The 23,849-nt window shown below is 43.2% G+C and carries 24 protein-coding genes and 1 tRNA gene; all 25 read left to right on the forward strand.

Annotated elements, in window-relative coordinates; translation table 11 throughout:
* Window positions 1-76 precede the first annotated feature (76 nt).
* The 25 genes from CC90_RS0104130 to CC90_RS0104245 all read left to right on the forward strand — a co-directional run bounded on the left by CC90_RS0104130 (window position 77) and on the right by CC90_RS0104245 (window position 23,840).
* A complete protein-coding gene (locus CC90_RS0104130) occupies window positions 77-1,045 on the forward strand; it encodes a phosphotransferase family protein (protein ID WP_031389557.1) in 969 nt (322 codons plus the stop codon).
* A gap of 99 nt (window positions 1,046-1,144) precedes the next feature.
* A complete protein-coding gene (gene nrdR / locus CC90_RS0104135) occupies window positions 1,145-1,597 on the forward strand; it encodes a transcriptional regulator NrdR (RefSeq protein WP_031389558.1) in 453 nt (150 codons plus the stop codon).
* Between the two features lie 197 nt (window positions 1,598-1,794).
* Window positions 1,795-3,321, forward strand: a complete 1,527-nt coding sequence (locus CC90_RS0104140) for an ABC transporter substrate-binding protein (RefSeq protein WP_031389559.1) — start codon at window positions 1,795-1,797, stop codon at window positions 3,319-3,321.
* A 39-nt stretch (window positions 3,322-3,360) separates the two neighbouring features.
* Window positions 3,361-4,311: an ABC transporter permease gene (locus CC90_RS0104145; RefSeq protein ID WP_031389560.1), complete on the forward strand. Its 951-nt coding sequence runs from the start codon at window positions 3,361-3,363 to the stop codon at window positions 4,309-4,311.
* Window positions 4,312-4,313: 2 nt separating this feature from the next.
* Entirely contained in the window at window positions 4,314-5,117 is an 804-nt protein-coding gene (locus CC90_RS0104150) for an ABC transporter permease (protein ID WP_031389561.1), read from the forward strand.
* 55 nt (window positions 5,118-5,172) lie between these two features.
* Entirely contained in the window at window positions 5,173-5,979 is an 807-nt protein-coding gene (locus tag CC90_RS0104155; RefSeq protein ID WP_051869281.1) for an ABC transporter ATP-binding protein, read from the forward strand.
* Between the two features lie 11 nt (window positions 5,980-5,990).
* A complete protein-coding gene (locus CC90_RS0104160; protein ID WP_031389563.1) occupies window positions 5,991-6,761 on the forward strand; it encodes an ABC transporter ATP-binding protein in 771 nt (256 codons plus the stop codon).
* Window positions 6,762-7,174: 413 nt separating this feature from the next.
* On the forward strand, window positions 7,175-7,540 hold the full coding sequence (locus CC90_RS0104165; RefSeq protein WP_031389564.1) for a hypothetical protein: 366 nt from the start codon (window positions 7,175-7,177) through the stop codon (window positions 7,538-7,540).
* A gap of 131 nt (window positions 7,541-7,671) precedes the next feature.
* A complete protein-coding gene (locus CC90_RS0104170) occupies window positions 7,672-8,202 on the forward strand; it encodes a YqeG family HAD IIIA-type phosphatase (RefSeq protein ID WP_031389565.1) in 531 nt (176 codons plus the stop codon).
* Window positions 8,199-9,080 (forward strand): shikimate dehydrogenase, encoded by an 882-nt coding sequence (gene aroE, locus CC90_RS24530; RefSeq protein ID WP_031389566.1) that lies wholly within the window; start codon window positions 8,199-8,201, stop codon window positions 9,078-9,080. Before CC90_RS0104170 ends, aroE begins: the two co-directional genes overlap by 4 nt.
* Entirely contained in the window at window positions 9,077-9,595 is a 519-nt protein-coding gene (locus CC90_RS24535; RefSeq protein WP_031389567.1) for a shikimate kinase, read from the forward strand. Before aroE ends, CC90_RS24535 begins: the two co-directional genes overlap by 4 nt.
* On the forward strand, window positions 9,592-10,038 hold the full coding sequence (gene aroQ / locus CC90_RS0104185; protein ID WP_031389568.1) for a type II 3-dehydroquinate dehydratase: 447 nt from the start codon (window positions 9,592-9,594) through the stop codon (window positions 10,036-10,038). The genes CC90_RS24535 and aroQ overlap by 4 nt, the downstream gene beginning before the upstream one ends.
* Before the next feature lie 110 nt (window positions 10,039-10,148).
* Window positions 10,149-10,706: an elongation factor P gene (efp, locus tag CC90_RS0104190; RefSeq protein WP_031389569.1), complete on the forward strand. Its 558-nt coding sequence runs from the start codon at window positions 10,149-10,151 to the stop codon at window positions 10,704-10,706.
* 209 nt (window positions 10,707-10,915) lie between these two features.
* Entirely contained in the window at window positions 10,916-11,896 is a 981-nt protein-coding gene (locus tag CC90_RS0104195) for a DUF5688 family protein (RefSeq protein WP_031389570.1), read from the forward strand.
* Between the two features lie 144 nt (window positions 11,897-12,040).
* Window positions 12,041-12,112: transfer RNA gene (locus CC90_RS0104200), tRNA-Arg, on the forward strand.
* Window positions 12,113-12,172: 60 nt separating this feature from the next.
* Complete coding sequence (locus tag CC90_RS0104205) at window positions 12,173-13,504, forward strand: SH3 domain-containing protein (RefSeq protein ID WP_081905864.1); 1,332 nt, start codon at window positions 12,173-12,175, stop codon at window positions 13,502-13,504.
* 130 nt (window positions 13,505-13,634) lie between these two features.
* Window positions 13,635-14,603, forward strand: coding sequence for a Gfo/Idh/MocA family protein (locus CC90_RS0104210; RefSeq protein WP_031389572.1), 969 nt, complete (start codon window positions 13,635-13,637; stop codon window positions 14,601-14,603).
* Between the two features lie 149 nt (window positions 14,604-14,752).
* Window positions 14,753-15,184 (forward strand): hypothetical protein, encoded by a 432-nt coding sequence (locus CC90_RS0104215; protein ID WP_031389573.1) that lies wholly within the window; start codon window positions 14,753-14,755, stop codon window positions 15,182-15,184.
* Between the two features lie 334 nt (window positions 15,185-15,518).
* Window positions 15,519-16,853 carry an NADP-specific glutamate dehydrogenase gene (gene gdhA, locus CC90_RS0104220; RefSeq protein ID WP_031389574.1) on the forward strand — a complete coding sequence of 445 codons (1,335 nt, stop codon included), beginning with the start codon at window positions 15,519-15,521 and terminating at the stop codon, window positions 16,851-16,853.
* A 254-nt stretch (window positions 16,854-17,107) separates the two neighbouring features.
* Complete coding sequence (locus CC90_RS24540; protein ID WP_242843240.1) at window positions 17,108-17,203, forward strand: putative holin-like toxin; 96 nt, start codon at window positions 17,108-17,110, stop codon at window positions 17,201-17,203.
* 566 nt (window positions 17,204-17,769) lie between these two features.
* Window positions 17,770-19,275, forward strand: a complete 1,506-nt coding sequence (locus tag CC90_RS0104225; protein WP_031389575.1) for a methyl-accepting chemotaxis protein — start codon at window positions 17,770-17,772, stop codon at window positions 19,273-19,275.
* A gap of 210 nt (window positions 19,276-19,485) precedes the next feature.
* Complete coding sequence (locus CC90_RS0104230; protein WP_031389576.1) at window positions 19,486-20,190, forward strand: pseudouridine synthase; 705 nt, start codon at window positions 19,486-19,488, stop codon at window positions 20,188-20,190.
* Window positions 20,191-20,277: 87 nt separating this feature from the next.
* Complete coding sequence (gene ligA / locus CC90_RS0104235; RefSeq protein WP_031389577.1) at window positions 20,278-22,263, forward strand: NAD-dependent DNA ligase LigA; 1,986 nt, start codon at window positions 20,278-20,280, stop codon at window positions 22,261-22,263.
* On the forward strand, window positions 22,253-23,158 hold the full coding sequence (metA, locus tag CC90_RS0104240; protein ID WP_031389578.1) for a homoserine O-acetyltransferase MetA: 906 nt from the start codon (window positions 22,253-22,255) through the stop codon (window positions 23,156-23,158). Before ligA ends, metA begins: the two co-directional genes overlap by 11 nt.
* Window positions 23,159-23,597: 439 nt before the next feature.
* Window positions 23,598-23,840 (forward strand): DUF6061 family protein, encoded by a 243-nt coding sequence (locus tag CC90_RS0104245; RefSeq protein WP_031389579.1) that lies wholly within the window; start codon window positions 23,598-23,600, stop codon window positions 23,838-23,840.
* Window positions 23,841-23,849 lie beyond the last annotated feature (9 nt).

Below are 23,849 nucleotides of genomic sequence, written 5' to 3' on the forward strand. Positions count from 1 at the left end.
ATTCTCATACATTTTTCCCCAGTAATATGATATAAGTTAATTAGATTATAATATAGCGGACGGAGGCATAACACATATGGGGAATGTAATAAATGCGGCTACAAAGTTCTGGCAATCGGAGGAAACTTTAAAGAAGATGACGGAGCGCGGCTTAGGTCGGAAGGTCGGGCAGTTTAGCGCGGAGAAGCTGTCGGGCGGCTTTTGCAGTGCTGTTTATCTGATTCATGCGGACGAAGAAACTGTGGTATTAAAAATTGCATCGGAGGAATCCGTGGCGATGATGCGGCACGAGTGCGACTATGTTCCGATAGAAGCAAAGCTGCTGAAAATATTGAATGACAAGCTGGACATCCCGATGCCAAAGCTTCTCTTTTATGACGATAGCAGAGAAATCTGTCAGGTGCCTTATTTCTTTATGAGCTTTCTCGAGGGACAGCCTTTGGCAGGAATGAATGATATCGAACCGAAGGAATTGGGTGGGATCAAGAAGCAAGTTGGCGTGATAACGAGAAAGATTTGTTCGATACCGGCCCCCCGCTTTGGAATTCCGGCTATGCCGGAAACCTATACCGATAAGAACGGCGACTTTATTTATAACCTATTCGATATGCTGCTTAAAGATGCGGAGGATAAGCACATGGAAATCCCGAAAATCACAAGCGATGAGCTGCGAAACAAGATTAGGGATATGAAAGCGGTGCTGGACGGTGCGGACGCGCCTTGCTACGTACATACGGATACTTGGGACGGGAATGTGATGGTAAAGGAGGGCAAGCTGTCCGGGCTTGTGGATTACGCGGCAATTTTATATGGAGATCCCCTTATGAGCCATGATTTTCACGATTTCGTTCCGGAGCCGAGACGGGAGTTTCTGGAAGGGTATGGAAAAACTGAATTTACGGAGAATGAAAAGAAACGCATTCAGGTATATCGCATCTGGCAGCGCCTTGGTATGGTCGTGGAGAGGGGATTCCGGGAATACGAGGAAAAGGACACATACGGCTGGGTTTTGGGAGAATTTGAAAAAGAGCTGGAGAAAATATAATAACTGTTACCGGGATTGGTTTCGAAAATTGTTTTAGTTGACATAAAACGATATTTCGAATATACTGATAATAATAGTACGAAATAGGAGGGTTTATCCATGAAATGTCCTTTTTGCGGTCACGAGAATACGCGAGTTATAGATTCAAGGCCGGCGGAAGATAATAATTCTATAAGACGCCGCCGCGTATGCGACGAGTGCGACAAACGCTTTACCACCTATGAGAAGATAGAGACGATTCCGCTTATTATTATTAAGAAGGATAATAACAGAGAGACCTATGACCGTTCGAAGATAGAAGCGGGCGTGCTGCGTGCATGTCATAAGCGTCCGGTCAGCGCCAATGAAATTACGGGGTTGGTAGAGGAAGTGGAGACAGAGGTTTTCAACATGGAGGAAAAAGAGATACCCAGTCAGGTCATCGGAGAGCTCGTTATGAACAAGCTGAAGGATTTGGATGCGGTAGCTTATGTAAGATTTGCTTCCGTTTATAGAGAATTTAAGGACATTAACACATTCATGGATGAGCTTAAAAAAGTTTTGGATAAATAAAACGGTAAAAAGTTTATATATTAGGTATAATCTGGGATTGCTCGTAAGTGCAGAGTAATCCTTTTTTAATTTAGGAAAGAACGGAGCACATGTCCGCCCTCGATTGTACTGCATTTTGTACTTGCATTTTGAAAAAAAATTTTATACAATAAAACGACAATTAAATATAGACGAAGAAAAGGAAGGAATTGAAACACATGAAAAGAAGAGGAATAACGAAACTTTTTTTGGTGTTTGTGTTGACAACACTGACTATTGCACTGAGCGCGTGCTCGGGCGATAAGACAGGCGAGAATTCTTCTAAGATTACCGTCGGAATACCTCAGGATATAGAGGACAGTCTTGACCCTCATAAAGCAGTGGCGGCAGGAACGAAAGAGGTATTTTTCAACATGTTTGAAGGTCTGGTTAAGCCGGACGCAAACGGTAATTTAGTTCCCGCGGTAGCCAGTGCGTACAAAGTCTCTGAAGACGGTAAGGTTTACACATTTACATTGAGAAAAGGAATCAAATTTCACGATGGAAGTCTGGTTACGGTAGAGGATATCAAGTATTCGATTGATAAATGCGCCGATACCAGTAACGGAGAACCACTGATAGCGGCGTTTTCTAATATAGAAAGCGTAAATATCATCGATGATGAAACGGTAGAAATCGTGTTAGAGGAATCAAATACAGAGTTTGATGCGGACTTAGCCAGTGTGACGGCGGCGATTATACCGGAATCCAATCAGGAGCCGGATACGAACCCCATTGGAACGGGGCCATACAAATACGTTTCCCGCTCCCCGCAGGAGAATTTCGTAATGGAGAAATTCGATGATTACTGGGGAGAAGGCGCGCATATTAAAGACGTAGTTTTAAAGGTGTGTGCAAATGCCGATTCCTTTGTTATGGATTTGGAAGGCGGATCGGTTGATATGATTGCCAGAGTGACTGCAACGCAGGCGGCGGAATTGTCGGATAAGTTCGAGGTATTAGAGGGTGAGATGAATCTGGTACAGGCGCTGTATTTGAACAATGCGGAGGGGCCGTTTTCCGATGTGCGTGTAAGGCAGGCTCTTTGCTATGCGATCGACCCTCAGGAGATTATGGATTTCGTATCGGGCGGCAAGGGAACGGAGATAGGAAGCAGTATGTTCCCTACCTTTGAAAAGTACTATATAGAGGAATTAAACGATACGTATTCCAAGGATACGGAGAAAGCGAAGGCTCTTCTTGCAGAAGCAGGATATCCGGACGGATTTTCTTTTACCATTACGGTGCCCTCTAACTATCAACAGCATATCGATACGGCACAGGTGCTCGTAGAGGAATTCAAGGCGATCGGAGTAACGGCACAGATTCAATTGATAGAATGGGATAGCTGGCTTAGCGATGTTTATACAGGAAGAAATTATGAGTCAACAGTAATCGGTGTGGATGCTTCCAGCTTGACGGCAAGAGCGCTGTTAGGACGATTCGAATCAACGGCTTCCAATAACTTTATCAATTTCAGCAGTACGGCATATGACACGGCGTTACAGAATGCGATTTCCAGTACTGACGACGGACAGAAGACTGAATACTACAAGGAATGTGAGAGGATACTGTCAGAAGAGGCAGCGAATGTCTATATTCAGGATTTACCGGAATTCGTGGCAATCAACAAAAAATACGGGGGTTATCAATTCTATCCGCTGTATGTGCAGGACTTTTCCAAGCTTTATATAGTAGAAGAATAAAAGTACAAGCTTAACTTTTTTAGGCAGGAGGACAAGAGGATGAAATATATCGGAAAAAAGGTCATTATGATGGCAGCTACCTTGCTTACCGTTTCATTCCTTGTTTTTCTGTCTTTTTTTGTGATGTCGGGAGACCCTGTTACTTCCATGCTGGGTACGCAGGCTACGCCGGAAAAGGTGGAAGCGCTGCGGGAGGAGATGGGCTTGAACGATTCATTTTTTACCCAGTATTTCAGATGGGCAGGTTCGTTCTTAAAAGGAGATATGGGAACCTCCTACAGCTACCGAATGCCGGTGGAATCAATGATTGTGGATAAGATTCCTGTTACGCTTGCTTTGACTGGAATCGCTTTTCTTTTGATGCTCGTTCTGGCCGTGCCTTTGGGAATATATACGGCCAAGCATGAAGGCGGTATTGCGGATAGATCCATTTATGTTATAAATCAGATTATAATGGCGATTCCGCCTTTTTTTGCAGGAATACTGATTACCTTTTTATTCGGACGGATTTTCCGGCTGTTTACTCCGGGAGGTTACGTGTCCTATAAAGAAAATTTCGGACAATTTATCGGTTATATGTTTTTCCCTGCTTTAGCGATAGCTCTGCCGAAAACAGCGATGGCGGTAAAGCTGCTCCGAAGCTCGGTAATCGGCGAAGTGAAAAAGGACTACGTCAGGACGGCTTTTAGCAGGGGGAACAGAAGCAATCAGGTATTTTATAATCATATATTGAAAAATGCGGTTATTCCGGTGGTTACCTTTTGGGGAATGGCGCTTGCCGATATGGTGGCCGGCAGTATCATTATCGAGCAGGTGTTCAGTATACCCGGATTAGGAAGAATTCTTCTGACTTCTATTTCCAACAGGGATTATCCGGTGGTGGAGGCGATTATTATTTGTATTGCCTTTATCGTCGTTTTCATAAATCTGGTAGTGGACATTATATATCAGTTGGTCGATCCGCGCATATCGACGCAGGAGCAGGAATGAGTATGAAAAAAAAGAAGAACTACAATTTAATAGCCGGAGGTATCCTTACCGGAACGATGCTTCTTCTTATTATGATAGGTATTTTTTATACCCCTTACGATCCGAATGCCATGGATCCGGCAGCGAAGTTCGCCGGCGTTTCTCTCGCCCATCCCATGGGCTGTGATAACTTCGGAAGGGATGTATTCAGCCGTGTGCTTCAAGGAAGCAGGACAACCCTGTTCGTGGCCTTATGTACAGTAACTATCGGCACTGTTTTCGGCATTGCTTTAGGAGCAGTTACCGGGTATTATGGGGGGATTTTGGACGAGATTCTTATGAGAATCAACGATGCTGTTTTCGCATTTCCAAGCCTTCTTCTGGCTCTTGTCTTTATCAGCATTTTAGGACCGGGCAGGAACAATGTCATCGCTGCGCTTGGAATTGCTTTTGTGCCCAGCTTTGCCCGTATTGTGCGGGGAGAATTTTTAAAATACCGGAATATGGATTATGTAAAAAGTGCCAAGCTGCAGGGAGCGGGAGACTGGCGCATCATGTTCGTGCATATACTTCCTAATGCCATGCCGGTACTGCTTTCCGCGATTATCATAGGATTCAATAATGCGGTGCTGGCGGAAGCCGGAATGAGCTATCTTGGAATCGGCGTGCAGCCTCCTGAGGCGAGCCTGGGACGCATGCTGTCGGAAGCGCAGTCTTATCTGTTTACGGCACCGGCATACGCGATATTTCCGGGGGCCGTAATTATATGGATGGTGCTCGGCTTCAGTCTTCTCAGCGAAGGAATCGGAGCCGAGAGTGAAAAATAAATATTCACTCCCCCTGATTTGTATGCGTGTGAAAACACGCAGATAGGAGTCAAGAATGATGGATAAAAAATCGCCCTTACTCGAAGTGATAGGTTTGAATATTGAGTTTCACGACCATCTCGTGCCGGAAACGGTTGTATATGATTTCGATTTGACATTAAATGAAGGAGAAATCGTCGGCATTGTAGGGGAGTCCGGTTCCGGCAAATCCATGACAGCGCTTGCGATTGCCGGACTTTTAAGCCGCCACGATATGGAAAAAAAGGGGCAGATTCTCTACGAAGGGATGGATTTGCTCTCTTGTCCGCGCGCACAGCTTCGTAAGCTTCAGGGCAAAGAAATCGGCATGGTCTTTCAAGAACCCATGACTTCCTTGAATCCTGTGAAGAAAATCGGATGGCAGGTGGAGGAAAGCCTGCGCCTTCACACCCAGATACCGAAGGAGGAACGCAAGGAAACTGCTCTTTCGCTTCTAAAAAGCGTAGAGCTTACGGAGGCGGAAAAGGTATATAAGATGTATCCCCATGAGCTGTCGGGAGGCATGCGGCAAAGAGCAATGCTGGCCGCGGCTATTATATGTGAGCCTAAACTATTGATTGCGGACGAACCGACTACTGCGTTGGATGTGACGATACAGGCACAGATTGTGAAACTGTTAAAAAAGATCAATGAACAGAAGAAAACGGCGATTCTCTTTATTTCCCACGACTTAAGCCTGGTGAGCAGACTGTGTGAAAGGGTAATTGTAATGCAAGGCGGTTATATTGTGGAGACCGGAAGTTCAGAGGAAATCTTTGAGAATCCCAAGGAAGAATATACGAAAAAGCTGATAGCGGCGATTCCGAAATGTGTAAGAAAATAGGGGGAATGGGAATGGAAAATAAGAATATTCAAAATAAACCTATTTTTGCTGTCAGCGATTTAAGTGTATCATATAAAAAACATGTACCGGTGCTTGACCATGTTTCCTTTGAAATAGAACGAGGAGAGATTCTTGGACTGGTGGGAGAGAGCGGTTGCGGGAAGTCAACATTAGCCAAGGCAATCCTTAATATGATCAAGCATGAAAGCGGAGAGATAACCTACGATGTTTCCAAGAACAACAAAGGCATCCGTCCGCAGATGGTTTTCCAAGACCCTTACAGCTCCTTGAATCCAGTGAAAAAGGTAGGATGGATATTGGAGGAGCCTCTTAAGCTAAGGGGAGGTCTTACCAAAGCGAAGCGTCTGGAAAAAGTAAGAGAGATGCTGGACAGGGTAGGGCTTGACGATGTTTTTGCGGATCGGTATCCGCGGCAGCTTTCCGGCGGGCAAAGACAGAGGGTCGCTTTGGCAGGTGCTCTGATGCTGGAGCCGGAGCTATTGATTGCCGATGAACCGGTATCGGCGCTGGACGTGACGATTCAGGCCCAGATTATAGAACTTTTGCTGAAACTCCACAGGGATATGAATCTGTCCGTTTTATTTATATCCCATGACCTGCGAGTGGTCTATCAGATGTGCGATAGGGTGATGATTATGAAAAAGGGCGAAATCGTGGAAATGGGAAAGGTGCAGGAGGTATATTTTTCACCGAAACACGAGTACACGCAGACGCTTTTAGAGGCGGCGGGAATCAGCGAGGATAAAAGCCTGACCGATTGAGCTGATACCAGTCGGAAACAGCATTTTCCGGCTTGGCCTTTAGCAGCAACAGAATTTCTCTTGCAAATTCCAAAGCAGCGGAGCCGTTGGCGGTAATAATGCCGGCATCACATATGGCACCTAGGGAATTTTTTTTCTTATCGCATAGTCTGCGACGGGCAGTACTTTATTGTTTTAAAATAAAAAAAAGCTCACATTTTGGAAACTATTTTACGAAACAGAAATAAATTATAAGTATAAGAAGCAGAGATTTTTTCCTTATGTTTTCCTCTTCTGGCAATAAATAGATGTTGTAAAATATGAAAATAAATAGTACAATAGTACTAGGATATACTAAAGAAAATACAAATTATATCCGATATAAATAATAAGCAAAGGAGTAATTTATGTAAAGAAGAAAGGTGGTGAGAGTTATGAGGATGATAGAAGTAATAGGAATGCCGAAATCTCATGATTCCTTGCAGGCACAGCCGAAGCGAATTATTGAAGAAGCGCAAATACAGCCGATGCCGGAGAAGCAGCCGGATTCCTCTGACTACTCTCTGAAAGAAGTAAAGAAGACCTTTACTGATATAAATAACATTTCACTTACTTTTAATAAAGAAGAATCCTATGATTACATAGGAAGCGAGAGCAGCCTTGCTAAGTTGGATATTCAGCAGGCGATTTCTGATATGCGAAGAGATAAGATTTTTGAGGAATATCAGTATTTTGTGGGTGGAAAGCCGGATTTGGAGTATGACGGTGATATCGACGGAACTGTGATTATAAAAAAATAAAGAGTGTGAGGATGTTCCAAGCGGGGCATCCTTCTTTTTTGCTTGCTTAGCGAGAGTTACTTTGTTAAGATATATTTATTAAAAAATGAAGAGGAAGGCCGAAAGGCTATGGCTAAAAGGACGGAATGAATATGCTCAAGAGGTTTTATCCCGATGAATATGCAGATTCTACTTATGAAATCGATTTTAATAAGCTATACGAGGAAGGGTATCGGGGGGTAATCTTCGATATCGATAATACGCTGGTCCCCCATGGGGCGCCTGCGGATGAAAGAAGTAAGGATTTTATCGGGCGGCTGAAGGCACTGGGATATCACATCATATTGTTATCCAATAACAAGGAGCCCAGGGTAAAAGGCTTTAACGACGCGGTGGGCACAGAATACATTTATAAAGCAGGCAAGCCCTCGGTAGGAAACTATCTGAAGGCTATGGAGCGGATGAGCACCACGAAGGAAAATACGCTGTTCGTGGGTGATCAGATTTTTACGGACGTATGGGGAGCGAATCGGGCCGGAATCAGGACATATTTAGTAAAGCCCATTCATCCCAAGGAAGAGATACAAATCGTTCTAAAAAGATATTTGGAGAAAATCGTGCTGTTCTTTTATTTGAGGAATTCCAGGAAGAAAGAAAAACCCAGGGAGAGGAGCAAAAAATGAGGCAGATAGACGGATATACGAGGACCTGCGGTCTGATTGGGAATCCGGTGGAGCATACTATGTCTCCAATGATTCACAACACTTTGGCGGAAAGAGAAGGAAGGAATCTGGCATATATGCCCTTCCATGTGGAGAACGGAAACGTGAAGGCGGCAATAGAAGGAGCGTATGCACTGAATATATTAGGGTTGAACGTGACGGTTCCTTATAAGAGTGAGGTTATGAAATACCTTGCGGAGACGGATGAGACGGCGCAGAGGATCGGTGCGGTAAATACGTTAGTACGGACGGCGGCGGGATATAAGGGGTATAATACCGACATGCCGGGTTTATATAGGGCGATGTGCAGTGAGGGAATCCGGCTGAAGGACGAGCACGTTATACTTTTAGGTGCGGGCGGCGCAGCGCGGGCGGTGGCGTTTATGTGTGTCTTGGAGGGAGCAAAAAAGGTATATATTTTAAATCGCACATTAGATAAAGCGAATCAGATAGCATCGGAGGTAAATCGCCTTCTCGAAACTGACTGCGTCACAGCCATGGAGATGCGGGATTACGCCAGTCTGCCGCGAGAAAGAAAATATCTTGCCATACAAGCGACCAGCGTAGGACTATATCCTAACGTAGAGGATGTGGTAATACAGGACAAGGATTTTTTCGAAATGCTTCACACCGGCTTCGATTTGATATATAGGCCTGCGAACACAAAGTTTATGTCGCTTGTAAAGGAAGCGGGCGGACAGGCCTTCCATGGCCTTAAGATGCTGCTGTATCAAGGTGTAATAGCATATGAGCTATGGAATGATATATCGGTAACGGAAGAAGATGCGCTTATCGTATACGAGAAGATGAAAGCTGCGATGGGAATTGGAGAAGCATGAACAATATAATTTTAATCGGTTTTATGGGCTGCGGAAAAACAAGTGTAGGAATTCGGCTGTCATATTTGCTAAAGCAGGCGATGACGGATACGGATAGGATGATCGAGAAGCTGAGCAGTATGACGGTTTCAGAGATTTTTGATAAATATGGGGAAGAAGAGTTTCGAAGTTTGGAAACGGACTGTCTGAGGAAACTTTTGCAGGAGCCGGATAACCAGATCATTTCGGTGGGCGGCGGCCTTCCCATGAGGAGTGAAAACAGGGAGCTGTTAAAGCAGCTTGGCAAAGTAGTTTATTTAAGAGTGACTGCGCCTACCGTTTGCGAAAGGCTGTCGGAAGATATGAGCAGGCCCCTTTTACAAGGCAGTAACCCGGAGGAGAAAATAAGGGAGCTTTTAGAAAAGCGGTCGCCGATATATGAAAGCGCTGCGGATATGGTCATCGATGTGGACGGGAAAGACTTTGATGAAATACTGGATGAAATCGTGAAGAAAATGGAGGAAATAAAGGAATGAATCTGCTTGTTATCAACGGACCTAATATCAATTTTCTCGGAATCAGGGAAAAGAGCGTTTACGGAGCGCAGGATTACGATTATCTTTTGGGGCTGATTGCCGGGAAAGGGGAAGCAACGGGCTGTAAGATAGAGGTCTTTCAAAGCAATCACGAGGGAGCAATCATAGATAGGATTCAGGATTCCTACTTCGACCAGACGGAGGCCATCGTCATTAATCCCGGAGCATATACTCATTACAGCTATGCGATCAGAGATGCCCTCGCCAGTATAACAGTACCTAAGGTGGAGATACATATTTCCGATATAACGAAGCGGGAGGAATTCAGAAAGGTGTCCGTAACGGCTCCGGTCTGCGATAAACAAATATATGGTCATGGGCTGGAAGGGTATTTGGAAGCAATCGATTATTGTCTGTCTGTTGTTAGCAAAGAAAACCCTTAGAATAGGTATTAGGGTTCGAATGAAAGTTTAGAAAAAATAGTTGAAATATGTGAGCTTTTAGTATAAACTGTTATAGAATTATAACGTGAAAATTTTAGGAGGAATATTTTATGATTTCTGCAGGTGATTTCAGAAATGGTATTACTATTGAATTAGATAATAATATTTACCAGATTATTGAGTTCCAGCACGTAAAACCGGGTAAAGGGGCAGCGTTCGTAAGAACCAAACTTAAAAACGTTAAGAACGGCGGTGTAATTGAGAAAACATTCAGACCCACCGAGAAATGCCCGCAAGCACGTATTGATAGAAAAGATATGCAGTACTTATATTCAGACGGTGATTTATTCCATTTTATGGATGTAGAGAGTTATGAGCAGATCGGACTCGATGAGGCCTCGGTAGGCGATTCTCTGAAATTCGTAAAGGAGAATGTGATGGTTAAAGTATGTTCCCATAACGGAAATGTATTCGCTATCGAGCCGCCGCTGTTCGTAGAACTGGAGATTACGGATACAGAACCAGGATTCAAGGGAGACACGGCAACAGGAGCTACAAAGCCTGCTGTTGTGGAGACGGGAGCAACCGTTTATGTTCCTTTATTCGTGGATCAGAACGACGTAATCAAAATCGATACAAGAACGGGAGAATATCTCTCCAGAGCATAATCTGTATCAACTATCATTTAAGCTTATAGGACAATGGAAATATGAATTTTTCCGTTGTCTTTTTTTATTATTCAAATCATAAAAGTTGGCATCTTATACTTTTTTCGATGCCAAGCAAATCTTCGGCGGAAAATCCGCACAGTCATGGTACGTCGTTACCGCAAATCACAAACTAAAAAACAACAAATTAGAAAGAAAGAGGATTTTACATGAAAATCATGGAATTTTGCGAGAAGGTAAAGGGTGAATTAGAGCTTTGTTTTGGAGGAGAGGTAACCGTTGAGGTAAACCAGATCACGAAGAATAACGGAGTAATATTAAATAGCGTAGTAATAGCTAAGAAGGGAAGAAACATATCCCCTAATATTTATCTCGATGAATTTTTCGAAGAATACGAGCGGGGAAAAACCTTGCAGGATATTATTGAAGAAATAAGACGGATTTATAGGGAAAGCAGCTTTAAGAAAAGTTTGGACATGGAATTTTTTTTGGATTATGGAAAGCTGAAGGGAAAAGTAGCATATAAAGTAATAGGGTATGAAAAAAATAAAGAGATATTGAAAGAGATCCCTCACTTTCTTTTCCTCGATATGGCCGTGGTATTTTATTGCAGTGTCGATGAAAAAGAGCTAAGCAAAGCTACTATTTTAATCTATAACAATCACCTCAAGCTGTGGGGCATTACGAAGGAAATGTTGTATGAGGATGCGAAAGAAAATACGAGGCGACTGCTTCCGGCCAGAGTGCTGCCTATCGAGAAGATGATGCAGGAAATTTTTTCACAGGATCTGAAGAAGGAATTTGTTACAGGAATCGGAGAAGACGGCTTTATGCCCGATGAAGAATGGTTCGATAATGCAGCTTCGCAATTGCTATCTACGGTGACGGATTGCGGAAGCTGTGGACAAATGTTCGTTATGGGAAATGAGAACAAGCTGTTTGGAGCCGCAACGCTGCTGTATGAGAATGCTTTGCGTAGATTTTCCAATGCAGTTTGTAAAGACTTATTCATTCTTCCAAGTTCTATTCATGAAATCATATTAATACCCGACGACGGAAATCAGGAACCGATACAGCTTTGGAGAATGGTCTGCGATATCAACGAAACGCAGGTGGATCCTGAGGATGTGCTGACGGATGCGGTATATCTCTATTCCAGAAAGGAGAACAAAATTACAAAGCTATTCTAGGGCATCCAAATAGTAATCCAAATTTTCCCTATTGGGCATGTTCACAAAAAGTACACTAGACAATAAGAAATTGTTATGATATTATATCAGAGTGATGTAACAAATTTGTAATATATTATAACTTTATAAGTACCAATTTCTTATGCACTCGTAGTCTAATGGATAGAACGGAGGCCTCCGACGCCTTTAATGCAGGTTCGATTCCTGCCGGGTGCATTTACATCACTCTGAGTAATAAAAGAAGGGAAGTAAGGACAGAAAGGACAGTTTTATTTTATGAGTAGGCATAGAAAATCATCTATGAACAACAGCATAAAAGATAGATTGGATGATATAAAGGATTGGATATCCGACCATGCGAAAATAGTAATGCCGGTCATCCTCGTAGTTTGTGTGCTATTTACGGTTCTCATCGCGGTCAATGCGAATAAAAAAGCGGCTGCCGAAGAAGAAGCGCAGATGGCGGAGAGCACAGAGGTAGCGGATACTGCAGCACTTTTGACAGAGGATGTGGAAACTGTACCGGAGCTTCCTCTTGAGGAAAATGCATATCCGGCAGTAAACGCGCTTGTGAGCAGCTATTATTCTGCTTTGGCGGAGGGAGATTTGGATACGGTTTCCTCCATCAATGCGTTTGTGGACGATACGGAAAAAATAAGAATCCAGGAAATGAGCAAATATATCGACTCCTATCCGCAGCTCGATGTGTACACGAAAGCAGGGCCGGTAGAAGGTTCCTATCTGGTATATGTATATTCCAAAGTGAAGTTTACCGAATATGACGAAATGGTACCCGGGATGCAGGCGTTTTATGTATGCACGGATGAGAACGGGAACTGCTATATTAACGAAGGCGAAGATAATTCCGTTGTAACAAACTATATCAGAGATATTTCTCTTCAGGACGATGTGGTTGATTTGAACAATAAGGTTGCAGTAGAATACAATGAGCTTTTGGAAAGTGACGAGGAATTGAACGCATTTCTCGTAGATTTGGCACAGAGGATCGATGTTTCTGTAGGTGAAGCGCTTGCAAAAGCAGAGGCTTCTCAGGTGCAGGAAGAAACTGCGGCTGAGGAAAATACCGAGACAACGGAAGCTGCGGGGGCAGAGACAGCACAAGTTGCCGAAGAAGCTCCGGTGAACGTGACAAAGACGGTGCGCGCAACGGATGTAGTCAATGTTCGAAGCTCCGACAGCGAGACAGCCGATAAGGTGGGTAAGGCGCAGATTGGCGATGAATTTACCTTGCTGGAGGAAAAAGGAAACGGCTGGAGCAAGATTACTTTCGATGGAAAAGATGCTTTCATTAAGACAGAATATCTGGAGCCCGTAGAAAAAGCTGCGGCAGCATCCGAAACAGAGCAGACAAGTCAAGATACAGCGCAAGCTGAAACAAATACAGTAACACAGACTACCGGTGACGGCACTACAGTAACTGTAAAAGAAAATGTCAACATCAGAAAGACTGCCAGTGAGACCGGTGAGAAATTAGGACTCGTATATGTCGGCGAGAAGCTGGAGCTGGTGATGAAACAGGCGGACGGCTGGACGAAAGTAAAATATAAGGGACAGACTGCGTATGTCAAATCCGATTATGTGGAATAATTTACAAGCGTGAAAGACTGAGCAGCAACATTTCTGTGCATTAACTCTTGCTATGAAGCTGCGAGCTGAACAGTAATAAATCTTTGATCGAGAGGAGAGAATGGTGCAGGATATGAATTTAAACAATAAGATAAACGTGGCAATTCTGGGAGCCGGAGGCATCGGCGCAACGATGGCACAGACTTTGAATAAGATGAAGACCGCAAGATGTTATGCGGTAGGTTCCAGAAATAAGGATAAGGCGGCAGAATTTGCTAAAAAATACGGATGTAAGAAATCCTATGGCTCTTACGAGGAACTGGTTGCGGACAAAAAGGTGGATTTGGTCTATATTGCGACGCCCCATTCGGAGCATTATGAACATGCAAGGCTATGTATAGAAAACGGAAAAGCAGTGCTCTGTGAAAAAGCTTTCACAGCCAATGCTGCACAGGCAGAGGAATTAATCGCCTTGGCAAAAGAAAAAAATGTGCTTATAACAGAGGCAATATGGACCCGTTACATGCCTATGCTTCAAACGATAAAGGAAGTACTAAACAGCGGAGTGATTGGTGTTCCTACGATGCTGACTGCGAACCTTGGCTATGTAATTAACGGTGTATCCCGCCTGACGGACCCTGCACTTGCAGGAGGTGCGCTTCTCGACGTAGGAGTGTATACGATTAATTTCGCTTCGATGATATTCGGGACAGAAGTAAAGAAATTGTCATCTGTATGTACCTATACGAAGAGTGGCGTGGATGAGCAGAACAGCATAACGATGGTATTCGAGGACGGAAAGATGGCTGTGTTGAACAGTTCTATGCTTTCGTTAAGCGACAGAAAAGGAATCATATACGGAACCAAGGGCTTTGCGGTAATCGAGAATATCAACAATTTCGAGAGTATGACAGTGTATGACAGCAGCTATAATAAAGTAGAGAAATATAACCGTCCGAAGCAGATTTCAGGCTATGAATACGAAGTGGAAGCTTGCGCGAAGGCTCTGCAGAACGGAGAGATAGAATGTCCCCAGATGCCGCATGCGGAAACGATTCGCGTCATGAGGCTGATGGATAGTCTCAGATATGAGTGGGGAATCAAATATCCCTTTGAATAAAATATAAAAAAGAGCGCATACTCTTAATCAGAGGAATTGAGGTGTAAGTATAGAAAGCTATACTTACACCTTTTCTGTTTAGTTTTTTACTGAAAAATATTCTGATGGAAATAGGTAGGGCCGGCGAGGCTGGAAAGGAAGAGTGTGCGATGAAAAAAGACGATGTGGAAATTTTGCGCGGAGTGCAGAAGAATACGGAAATGGCAATGAAAGCAATCAATACGATAAGTGAAAAAGTTTTGGACGATAGTCTGGCGGTACAATTATCCAAGCAGGCTTTAAAATATTCTGAAATCCATAATAAGGCGTTGGATAAGATTCTGGAGGCAAAATCGGAGCCGTATCGCACGAATAATGTGAGCCAGATGATGCTGGTAGGAGGCATTCATTCCAACACGATGTTCGATACGAGCACGAGCCATATCGCAGAAGTGATGATTCAGGGAAGTAACCGGGGAATAACAGATATGTGCAAGCATTTGAACCACCATGAGCATGCGGAGGATACTTCACTGGAAATCGCGAAGGAATTAATGGATTTTGAGGAAAAGAATATTGAACGGCTGAAGAAATATTTATGATTGTATACACGTATTATTGTACAATGTGTATAAAAAAACGGTCAAAAATGGCCTAAAACTTTTACAGTTTAATACCCTAAAGTGTCTTGTGAAATTGTTATCAGCATTATATAATAATACGTGGACAAAGGCGTCTTGGCACAAAAGATTGTTCTTTTGTGCTTTTTTTCTGTAATTAGGAAAATACTTCTATTACAGAAACCATGAATGCGCAGCTACGCGCGCGAAACAAAAGCTGTGCTGCCAAAGTATTTGGCTGCGAGAGTATATATGAGCACACTTTTGTTCACATAGAGCAATTCGCTATACAATCAAACTAAAGGAGGACACGTAGATGTCATATGTTGATGAGGTATTTGACTTGGTAGTTGCAAAGAATCCGGCGCAGCCGGAATTCATTCAGGCGGTAAAAGAGGTTATGGAGTCCCTTCGTGTGGTAATTGAAGCAAATGAAGAAGTGTACAAAAAGAACGCTTTATTGGAAAGACTGGTTACACCGGAAAGAATCATTATGTTCCGCATTCCCTGGGTGGATGATAAGGGACAGGTTCAGGTGAACAACGGCTTCCGCGTACAGTTCAACAGCGCTATCGGACCTTACAAGGGCGGCTTGAGATTTCATCCGTCTGTTAACCTTGGCATTATCAAATTCTTAGGTTTTGAGCAGATTTTTAAAAACTCTCTTACCGGACTTCCTATCGGCGGCGGTAAAGGCGGCTCCGATTTCGATCCTAAGGGCAAATCAGACAGAGAGGTCATGGCTTTCTGCCAGAGCTTTATGACAGAGCTTTACAGACATATTGGCGCGGATACCGACGTACCGGCAGGAGATATCGGCGTAGGTGCAAGAGAAATTGGCTTTATGTACGGACAGTATAAGAGAATCCGCAACATCTACGAAGGAGTTCTTACGGGAAAAGGCCTTACATATGGCGGTTCCCTCGCAAGAACCCAGGCTACAGGTTACGGTCTGCTGTATTTGGTAGAAGAAATGTTAAAATGTAACGGCAAGGATATCTCGGGTAAGACGGTTGCGGTTTCTGGCGCAGGAAATGTGGCTATTTATGCTATTGAAAAAGCGCAGCAGCTCGGTGCAAAGCCGGTTACCTGCTCTGACTCTACAGGTTGGATTTATGACTCCGAAGGAATAGACTTGGATTTATTAAAAGAAATAAAAGAAGTGAAACGTGCAAGACTGACGGATTATGCAGCAGCCAGATCCAGCGCACAGTATCATGAAGGAAACGGCGTTTGGAGCGTAAAATGCGATATCGCACTTCCCTGTGCAACACAGAATGAGCTCAACCTCGATGATGCGAAGGCTCTCGTAGCTAACGGATGTTTCGCAGTTGCAGAAGGCGCAAATATGCCTACCACCCTGGAAGCTACCGATTACTTTCTGGAGAATAAAGTTCTGTTCTGCCCCGGCAAAGCATCCAACGCAGGCGGCGTAGCTACCTCCGCATTAGAGATGAGCCAGAATAGTGAAAGACTTAGCTGGACTTTTGAAGAAGTTGACAGCAGGTTAAAACGCATTATGGTAGATATTTTCCACAACCTTGATACGGCTTCCAAGAAATATAATATGGAAGGAAATTATGTGGCAGGAGCTAATATAGCAGGTTTCCTTAAGGTTGCAGAAGCTATGAGCGCGCAGGGAATTGTTTAAGGGATTTTTTAGAAAAGATGCATAAAAATGAAAATGGCGTGGTGGCTGTAAATGGCTTAACCACGCTATTTGTTTAGAAAATTTGCAGGATTATATGATAAAAATTTGCCTAAAAATTTATGCGTAATATAGTCTAAAAGTTATAGAAATATAAGATTATTTATAACAGAAAGATGTGATATGATTTCTCTAGAGAGTAATCGTGTACAAGGTGGTAGCCTCCCGAACTTGAAAAGAGAAGGGAGGTGGTGCGGATGAATACATACGAATCTATCAGCCTATTGTTTTTAGGCGGTTCGTTTCTGATTGCACTGCTTGCCTATATAGATAGGAACAACAAGCGAAAATAAATAAGCCACTCTTGTCTTAGCCGGACGAGTGACTTATTTTTATCATTTATTGAGGCTAACCACTTTGTGGGCGGCTGCTCTCTTTTTATATCTTTATTATAGTATGTGATACGGAAAGTTGCAAGAGGTAAAATGTGCGTTAAAGGAAGATAGTAATAGCTAAGGTAGTAATCCGCCAATGGATTTTGTATTTTTGCGGTTACTGTTCACACAGTGGCTTAACACTTGTTGTTAAGCTACGTAAGAACGTGATTCAAGAGGTGATTTCTGTTTCGCAGAGCGAATTTACATGCAAAAATTTTGCATTACAGAAATCATGTGTTGCTGAGAACGGAGTGAACAGTAACTTATTGCGAATATGGTTTATTTCTTTTATAGTTTAGGTATTTACTATTGCACGCATGCTGTGATAATATATTAAACGTGAAAAGAATTAAAAAAAACATATAATGCTGAACGAAGAAGTTTGGATAAGGCGTATTGCCTTGCCCAAGCTTTTTTTATTAAAATCGGAAAAGTCCGCATCGCGCACTTTACCTAATTTAAACCAAAAAGGAGAAGAAGCCATGATGAGCAAAAGAAGCATGTACAGACAACTTGAGAAGGATTGCGAGGCAATTAGGAAGCAAACGAACCGGCTTGCCAAAGGGAACTTGGATATCGATAAAATCGAGGCGGGAGAGGAGCATCTTCAAAAGGTAAGTGATGATATCAATGATATTGCAATCGTACTGGATGAATACATAGCGGAAATATCGGGAGTTCTTTCTCACCTGTCGGTAGGCGATTTACTCGTTCAGATATCGGATACCGCTAAATTTTACGGAGATTTTATTCCGATAAAAACAGCGCTTACTAAAATAACGGTATCATTGTCCGAAACGTTTATTAAGATTAATGATATAATGAATCAGATTAACAAGATAGGGGAGCAGGCTAACCATACCACCGTGCTTTTGGCAGAAAATGAAACGCATATAGCGGAGGAAATGAATATGGTAACGGTAAAAGCCGACAGCGTATATGAGGAGACGGAGAGAAATTACGATAGTGTGAACAAAATATGCGCAGGTATGACGGAGCTGATGGCGCACGCGAAAGAAGGATATGCTGACGCGGTGCAAATGGTAGATGCTATGGAGCAGGTAAATATAGCCTCGGGCAATATTTCCAAGGTGGCGGATATGATTCATTCCATTTCTTCTCAGACGAAGCTCCTATCCCTGAATGCGTCTATCGAAGCGGCGCGGGCCGGCGAACACGGAAGAGGCTTCGCGGTGGTAGCGCAGGAGATAGGGGAATTGGCGCAACAAACTACGAAGGCGGTGGAGCAGACGGGGGATTTGATAGAGGAGAGCGTGTCTAAGGTAGGGGAATGTCAGACGGTAGTAAACCTGACGGCAGACCGCTTTGCGCAAATGAAGGATTCTCTTGGCGAAATAAACGAGGACAGTCTGGAGATTGCAAGGAATACGGCAAAACAAAAGGAAAATATAAAGGGAATGGTAGATACTATTGCGGGAATATCCTCAACCATTCAAAACAATGCTGCGCTGGCTCAGGAAAATGCAGGGACAAATGCTTGCCTTTATGAGGAAACTGCAAAGCTGAAAGAAGTTTTGGACACCTTTATTATAGACCCCGCCAAAAGAGTTGTTTTGAAAAAAAGCCTGGTTGATAACGAGGCAGGAGCCTTTATGAAGAAAGCTTTGAGGGCGTTAAAGGATTGTACGGAAAATAAAATAGATGAAACACTAAAGGACTGCTTAAAGGAAGAAGCTCATGTTGAATGTGCCTATGTAATTGGCAGCGACGGAAGGCAGATAAGCCATACGGTAATGGGCCATCTGGTGGAAGTAGGAAGGACAGGAGCTTTTAAACCGGCAGAGCCCGGAGACGACCATAAGGCGAAGCGGTATTTCAATCAGGCGGATAGACAAAGGGATGAACTGTGTGTGTCTCATGAATACATATCAAGCGCTACGGGGAATTTATGTTCCACTTATTCCAAAGCATATGAATCGGACTTCGGAATGATTTATGTATTATGTGTGGATATGAAATATATGTGATAATCTGGCATCAGAATGCAGCGAAAGTAAAAATTAATAGCAAAGAGTATAAGGTTGTTAGATATAGCGAAGATGTGGTACAATAAATAAGGCAAATTAAGGTGCGGAATTCATTTCAGACAGAGGTGAATTCCTTTCTGCTCGTTGCCCGAAGTATATGAGTGATAAGTATAAAAGAGGCTGGCTGGTGAAAAAATGGCGGAAAAGAATATGGAACGTTTAAATAAATATTTGGCGGCATGCGGCGTATGCTCCAGACGGGATGCAGATAAGCTGATTGGAGAAGGGCGAGTAACGGTAAATGGGAAAGCAGCCGTTATTGGCAGTATGGTATGCGGTTCGGATACGATAACAGTAAACGGAAAAACAATAGGCGAGAAGAATAAAAAAGTAGTTTTGGCCTATTATAAGCAAGTAGGGGTTACTTGTACGCAGCGTGATAAATATGCGGAGAAGAAGATCAGCGACCAGCTGAAATTTCCGGTTCGGCTGACTTATGCGGGCAGGCTGGACAAGGATTCCGAGGGGCTGATCATCATGACGAACGACGGAATGCTGATCGATGCTATGATGCGTGGAGCCAACCGTCATGAAAAAGAATATGTGGTAAGGGTAGATAAGGAAATATCGCAGGAGTTTTTGGAAGCGATGGCGAGAGGCGTTCGTTTGGAAGAGCTAAGCATTACAACAAGGCCGTGCGAAGTTAAGAAGATTGGAAAGTACACTTTTAATATAACTCTGACCCAAGGAGTCAACAGACAAATCCGGAGGATGTCGAAAACCTTGGGCTATGAGGTGAAGGAGATAAAAAGAACACGTGTTATGAATATTGAGCTTGCAAGCTTAAAGCCTGGAGAGTACCGCCGGCTTCAGGGAGAGGAATTGCAGCAGTTATATCAAGCATGCGGGATGTAGTTCACAATAATTGGAAATTAGTATTTGAAAGTATAGGAGTAGAATGATAATATAGTAAGAAACAGATTGAGGGAAAAGTTGCCGGACATGACTAAAAAAGACGATAAAACAAAAAGGATAAGGGAATTAACGGAATTACTCAACCGGGCTTCTAAGGCGTATTATGCGGAAGATACGGAATTCATGAGCAATTTTGAATACGATAAATTGTATGACGAACTGGTCCGGTTAGAGGAAGAAACGGGAACGGTTCTGGCAAACAGCCCCACGATACAGGTAGGTTATGCGGCTGTGGATGAGCTGCCCAAGGAGCGCCATGAAAGACAGATGTTATCTTTGGGAAAGACGAAGAGCAGAGAAGATCTTCAGGACTGGTTGCAGGAACAAACTGCATTATTGTCGTGGAAATTAGACGGATTAACCGTTGTTTTGACATATTTTGACGGAAAACTTGCAAAAGCGGTTACCAGAGGAAACGGGGAGGTGGGAGAAGTCGTTACGAATAATGCGAAGACCTTCCGCAATCTGCCGATATCCATTCCTTATAAAGGAGAATTGATCCTTCGTGGTGAGGCTGTAATAACATATTCCGATTTCGACAAAATAAATGCAGGTATAGAAGAGGATGCAGCAAAATATAAAAATCCCAGAAATCTTTGCAGCGGCTCCGTAAGGCAGTTGAATAATGAGATTACTGCAAAAAGGAATGTGATTTTTTTTGCGTTTGCCCTTGTGAAAGCGGATGACGTGGATTTTCATAATTCCAGGGAGGAGCAGTTTTTATTTTTGCAGGAACAGGGTTTTCAGACAGTCGAGTTTAAAAAAGTAGACAGGGATACCCTTATCTCCACTCTTGAAGATTTTGAAAAGAAGATTGAGAACTACGATGTGCCGTCGGATGGATTGGTTATCGTTTATGATAATATCGCTTACGGGCAATCGCTGGGGACCACTGCCAAATTCCCCAGGGATTCCATTGCCTTTAAATGGGAAGATGAAGTAAGGGAAACGGTGCTGAAGGAAATCGAATGGAGTCCAAGCAGAACCGGTCTCATTAATCCCGTAGCTATCTTCGAACCGGTAGAACTGGAGGGAACTACCGTGAGCCGTGCGTCGGTGCATAATATAAGCATTCTGCGCGGATTGAAGCTGGGAATCGGAGATCGTATTACTGTATATAAGGCCAATATGATTATCCCGCAGATTGCAGAGAATCTGACAGAAAGCGATAACGTGGAGCCTCCGAAGGAATGTCCGGCCTGTGGAGGAGATACAGAGGTCAGGAAAGTAAATGAGGTACAGTCGCTATATTGCATTAACCCATTTTGCAGTGCGAAGAAAATAAAGGCCTTTACCTTATTTGTAAGCAGGGATGCCATGAACATCGAAGGTCTTTCGGAGGCCACTTTGGAGAAATTCATCGCCAAAGGATATATTCATGAATATGCGGATATCTTCCATCTAGAGAAATATAAGGATGAAATCGTTGAGATGGAGGGATTCGGTGAAAAATCATATACAAACCTGATAAAAAGTATCGAAATCTCAAGAAAGACGACTTTGCCCCGGTTGATTTACAGCCTTGGAATCGCCAACATAGGGCTGGCGAATGCGAAGATGATATGCAGGTATTACCGCTATGATCTTAAGGCTATGATGGAGGCAGATACGGAGGATTTAAGCGGAGTAGACGGAATCGGCGGGGTAATAGCCGCAGCCTTTTATCAGTATTTCAGAGAAGAAAACAACAAAGCGAATCTGGAGAATCTTTTAAAGGAGATAGAAATCGAAGTGGAAGCGCTGGAAGCTGGCAGCGAGACGTTGGCCGACAAGGTATTTGTCATTACCGGAAGCCTTAATATTTATTCCAGCCGCAACGATTTGAAAGAAGTGATCGAGAAAAAGGGCGGAAAAGTTACCGGGAGCGTGACATCGAAAACCGATTGTCTGATCAACAACGATATTGCTTCTTCATCATCGAAAAATAAGAAGGCTAAGGAGCTGCAAGTGCCGATTCTTACAGAGGAACAATTTATAGAACAGTTTTTAGGAGGAGAAAATCATGCCAATTAAGACACAGAATGATTTGCCTGCAAAAGGGATACTGGAAAATGAAAATATATTCGTAGTGGATGAAAACAGAGCGCTTCATCAGGATATTCGTCCACTGCAAATCTGTATTTTGAATCTGATGCCCGTCAAACAGGATACGGAGCTTCAATTGCTAAGAGCGCTGTCGAACAGTCCTCTTCAAGTGGATGTGACCTTTATGAAAATGAACGGCCATCGCTCTCTCAATACCTCTATGAATCATCTGAATAAGTTTTATAATACCTTTGATGAGCTGAAGGAAAACAAGTACGACGGTTTGATTATTACAGGGGCGCCGGTGGAGCAGATTGCTTTTGAAGAGGTGGATTATTGGGATGAACTATGCGAAATCATGGAGTGGTCCAAGAACAATGTGACCTCCACCTTACATATCTGCTGGGGAGCACAGGCAGGGCTGTACTATCATTACGGACTGTGCAAGGAGCTCCTTCCGGAAAAGCTTTTCGGCATATACGAGCATAAGATAATGAACCGGAAGATTCCCCTCGTAAGGGGATTTGATGATAATTTTCTCGTTCCCCACAGCCGCCATACGACGGTCTCCACTCATGAGGTCCATGCATGCAAAGAATTGATGGTATTGGCAGAATCACAGGAAGCAGGAGTGACGCTCTGCATGGCAGGGGAAGGAAAGCAGATATTCATCATGGGACACCCGGAGTACGACCGCATGACGCTCCATAACGAATATGTGCGCGATAAAGAAAAGGGGCTTCCGATAGATATTCCGTACAATTATTACCCGAATAACGACCCGGAGGAAAGACCTAATCTCCAGTGGAGAGCGCATTGCAACTGTTTGTATGTGAACTGGCTGAATTATTATGTATATCAGGTAACGCCATACGAGTTGTAAGAAGTGTTAGGAAATGCCTAGATTTCATGCGGTTTTGAGGGATTAGGAAGTGCTTTTTCTTATCGTAAAATATCGTATGTTTTGGGGCGAAATTGGAGTCAAAAGGTGTCAAAATTGGAGTCAAAAACGGGTGAAAAAGGTGTCAGAAATTCTAACTGATGGGATGGTGTCACTTGAGTTTAGAATGACAAATGGTGTCAGGTCTTTTGACTGTAATGTGTAAAAATTAAATGAATTGTAACAATGAAATGATTGTGGAAGATAATCTGTGATATGGGAATCGGTACATGTAATGTATGTGAAAGCAGTGTGTTTTGAAATTGTCGGTTAAGGGCAATTTTGGCATGCTGCTTTTTGATTTTTTTTTTATCTGTAGATGGAGGAGTGGGAATTTGATTATATTATTTTGACTTAGTTGTCATAGGAAAGAGTAATTAAAATGAATGGAATATATGCAAGGTATAACGAACAGAAAAATTATGTTGATGTGACGGTATATGAAGCTGGATATGTATTAGGGCTAGATTGTGGGAAATGGGAAGATGGAATTAAGACCACAATGAATTCACAAGGGAGGCTGGATGCATTGGCAATTGATGATCCACTGGAATATGTTAGGCTGGCACTGGATGAGGAAATGCAGGTGTGGGTGGATGCTATGGATGATGATAGTTTGTGGTAATTAGGAGAA

The sequence above is a fragment of the Kineothrix alysoides genome (genome assembly GCF_000732725.1).
GTDB lineage: Bacteria > Bacillota > Clostridia > Lachnospirales > Lachnospiraceae > Kineothrix > Kineothrix alysoides.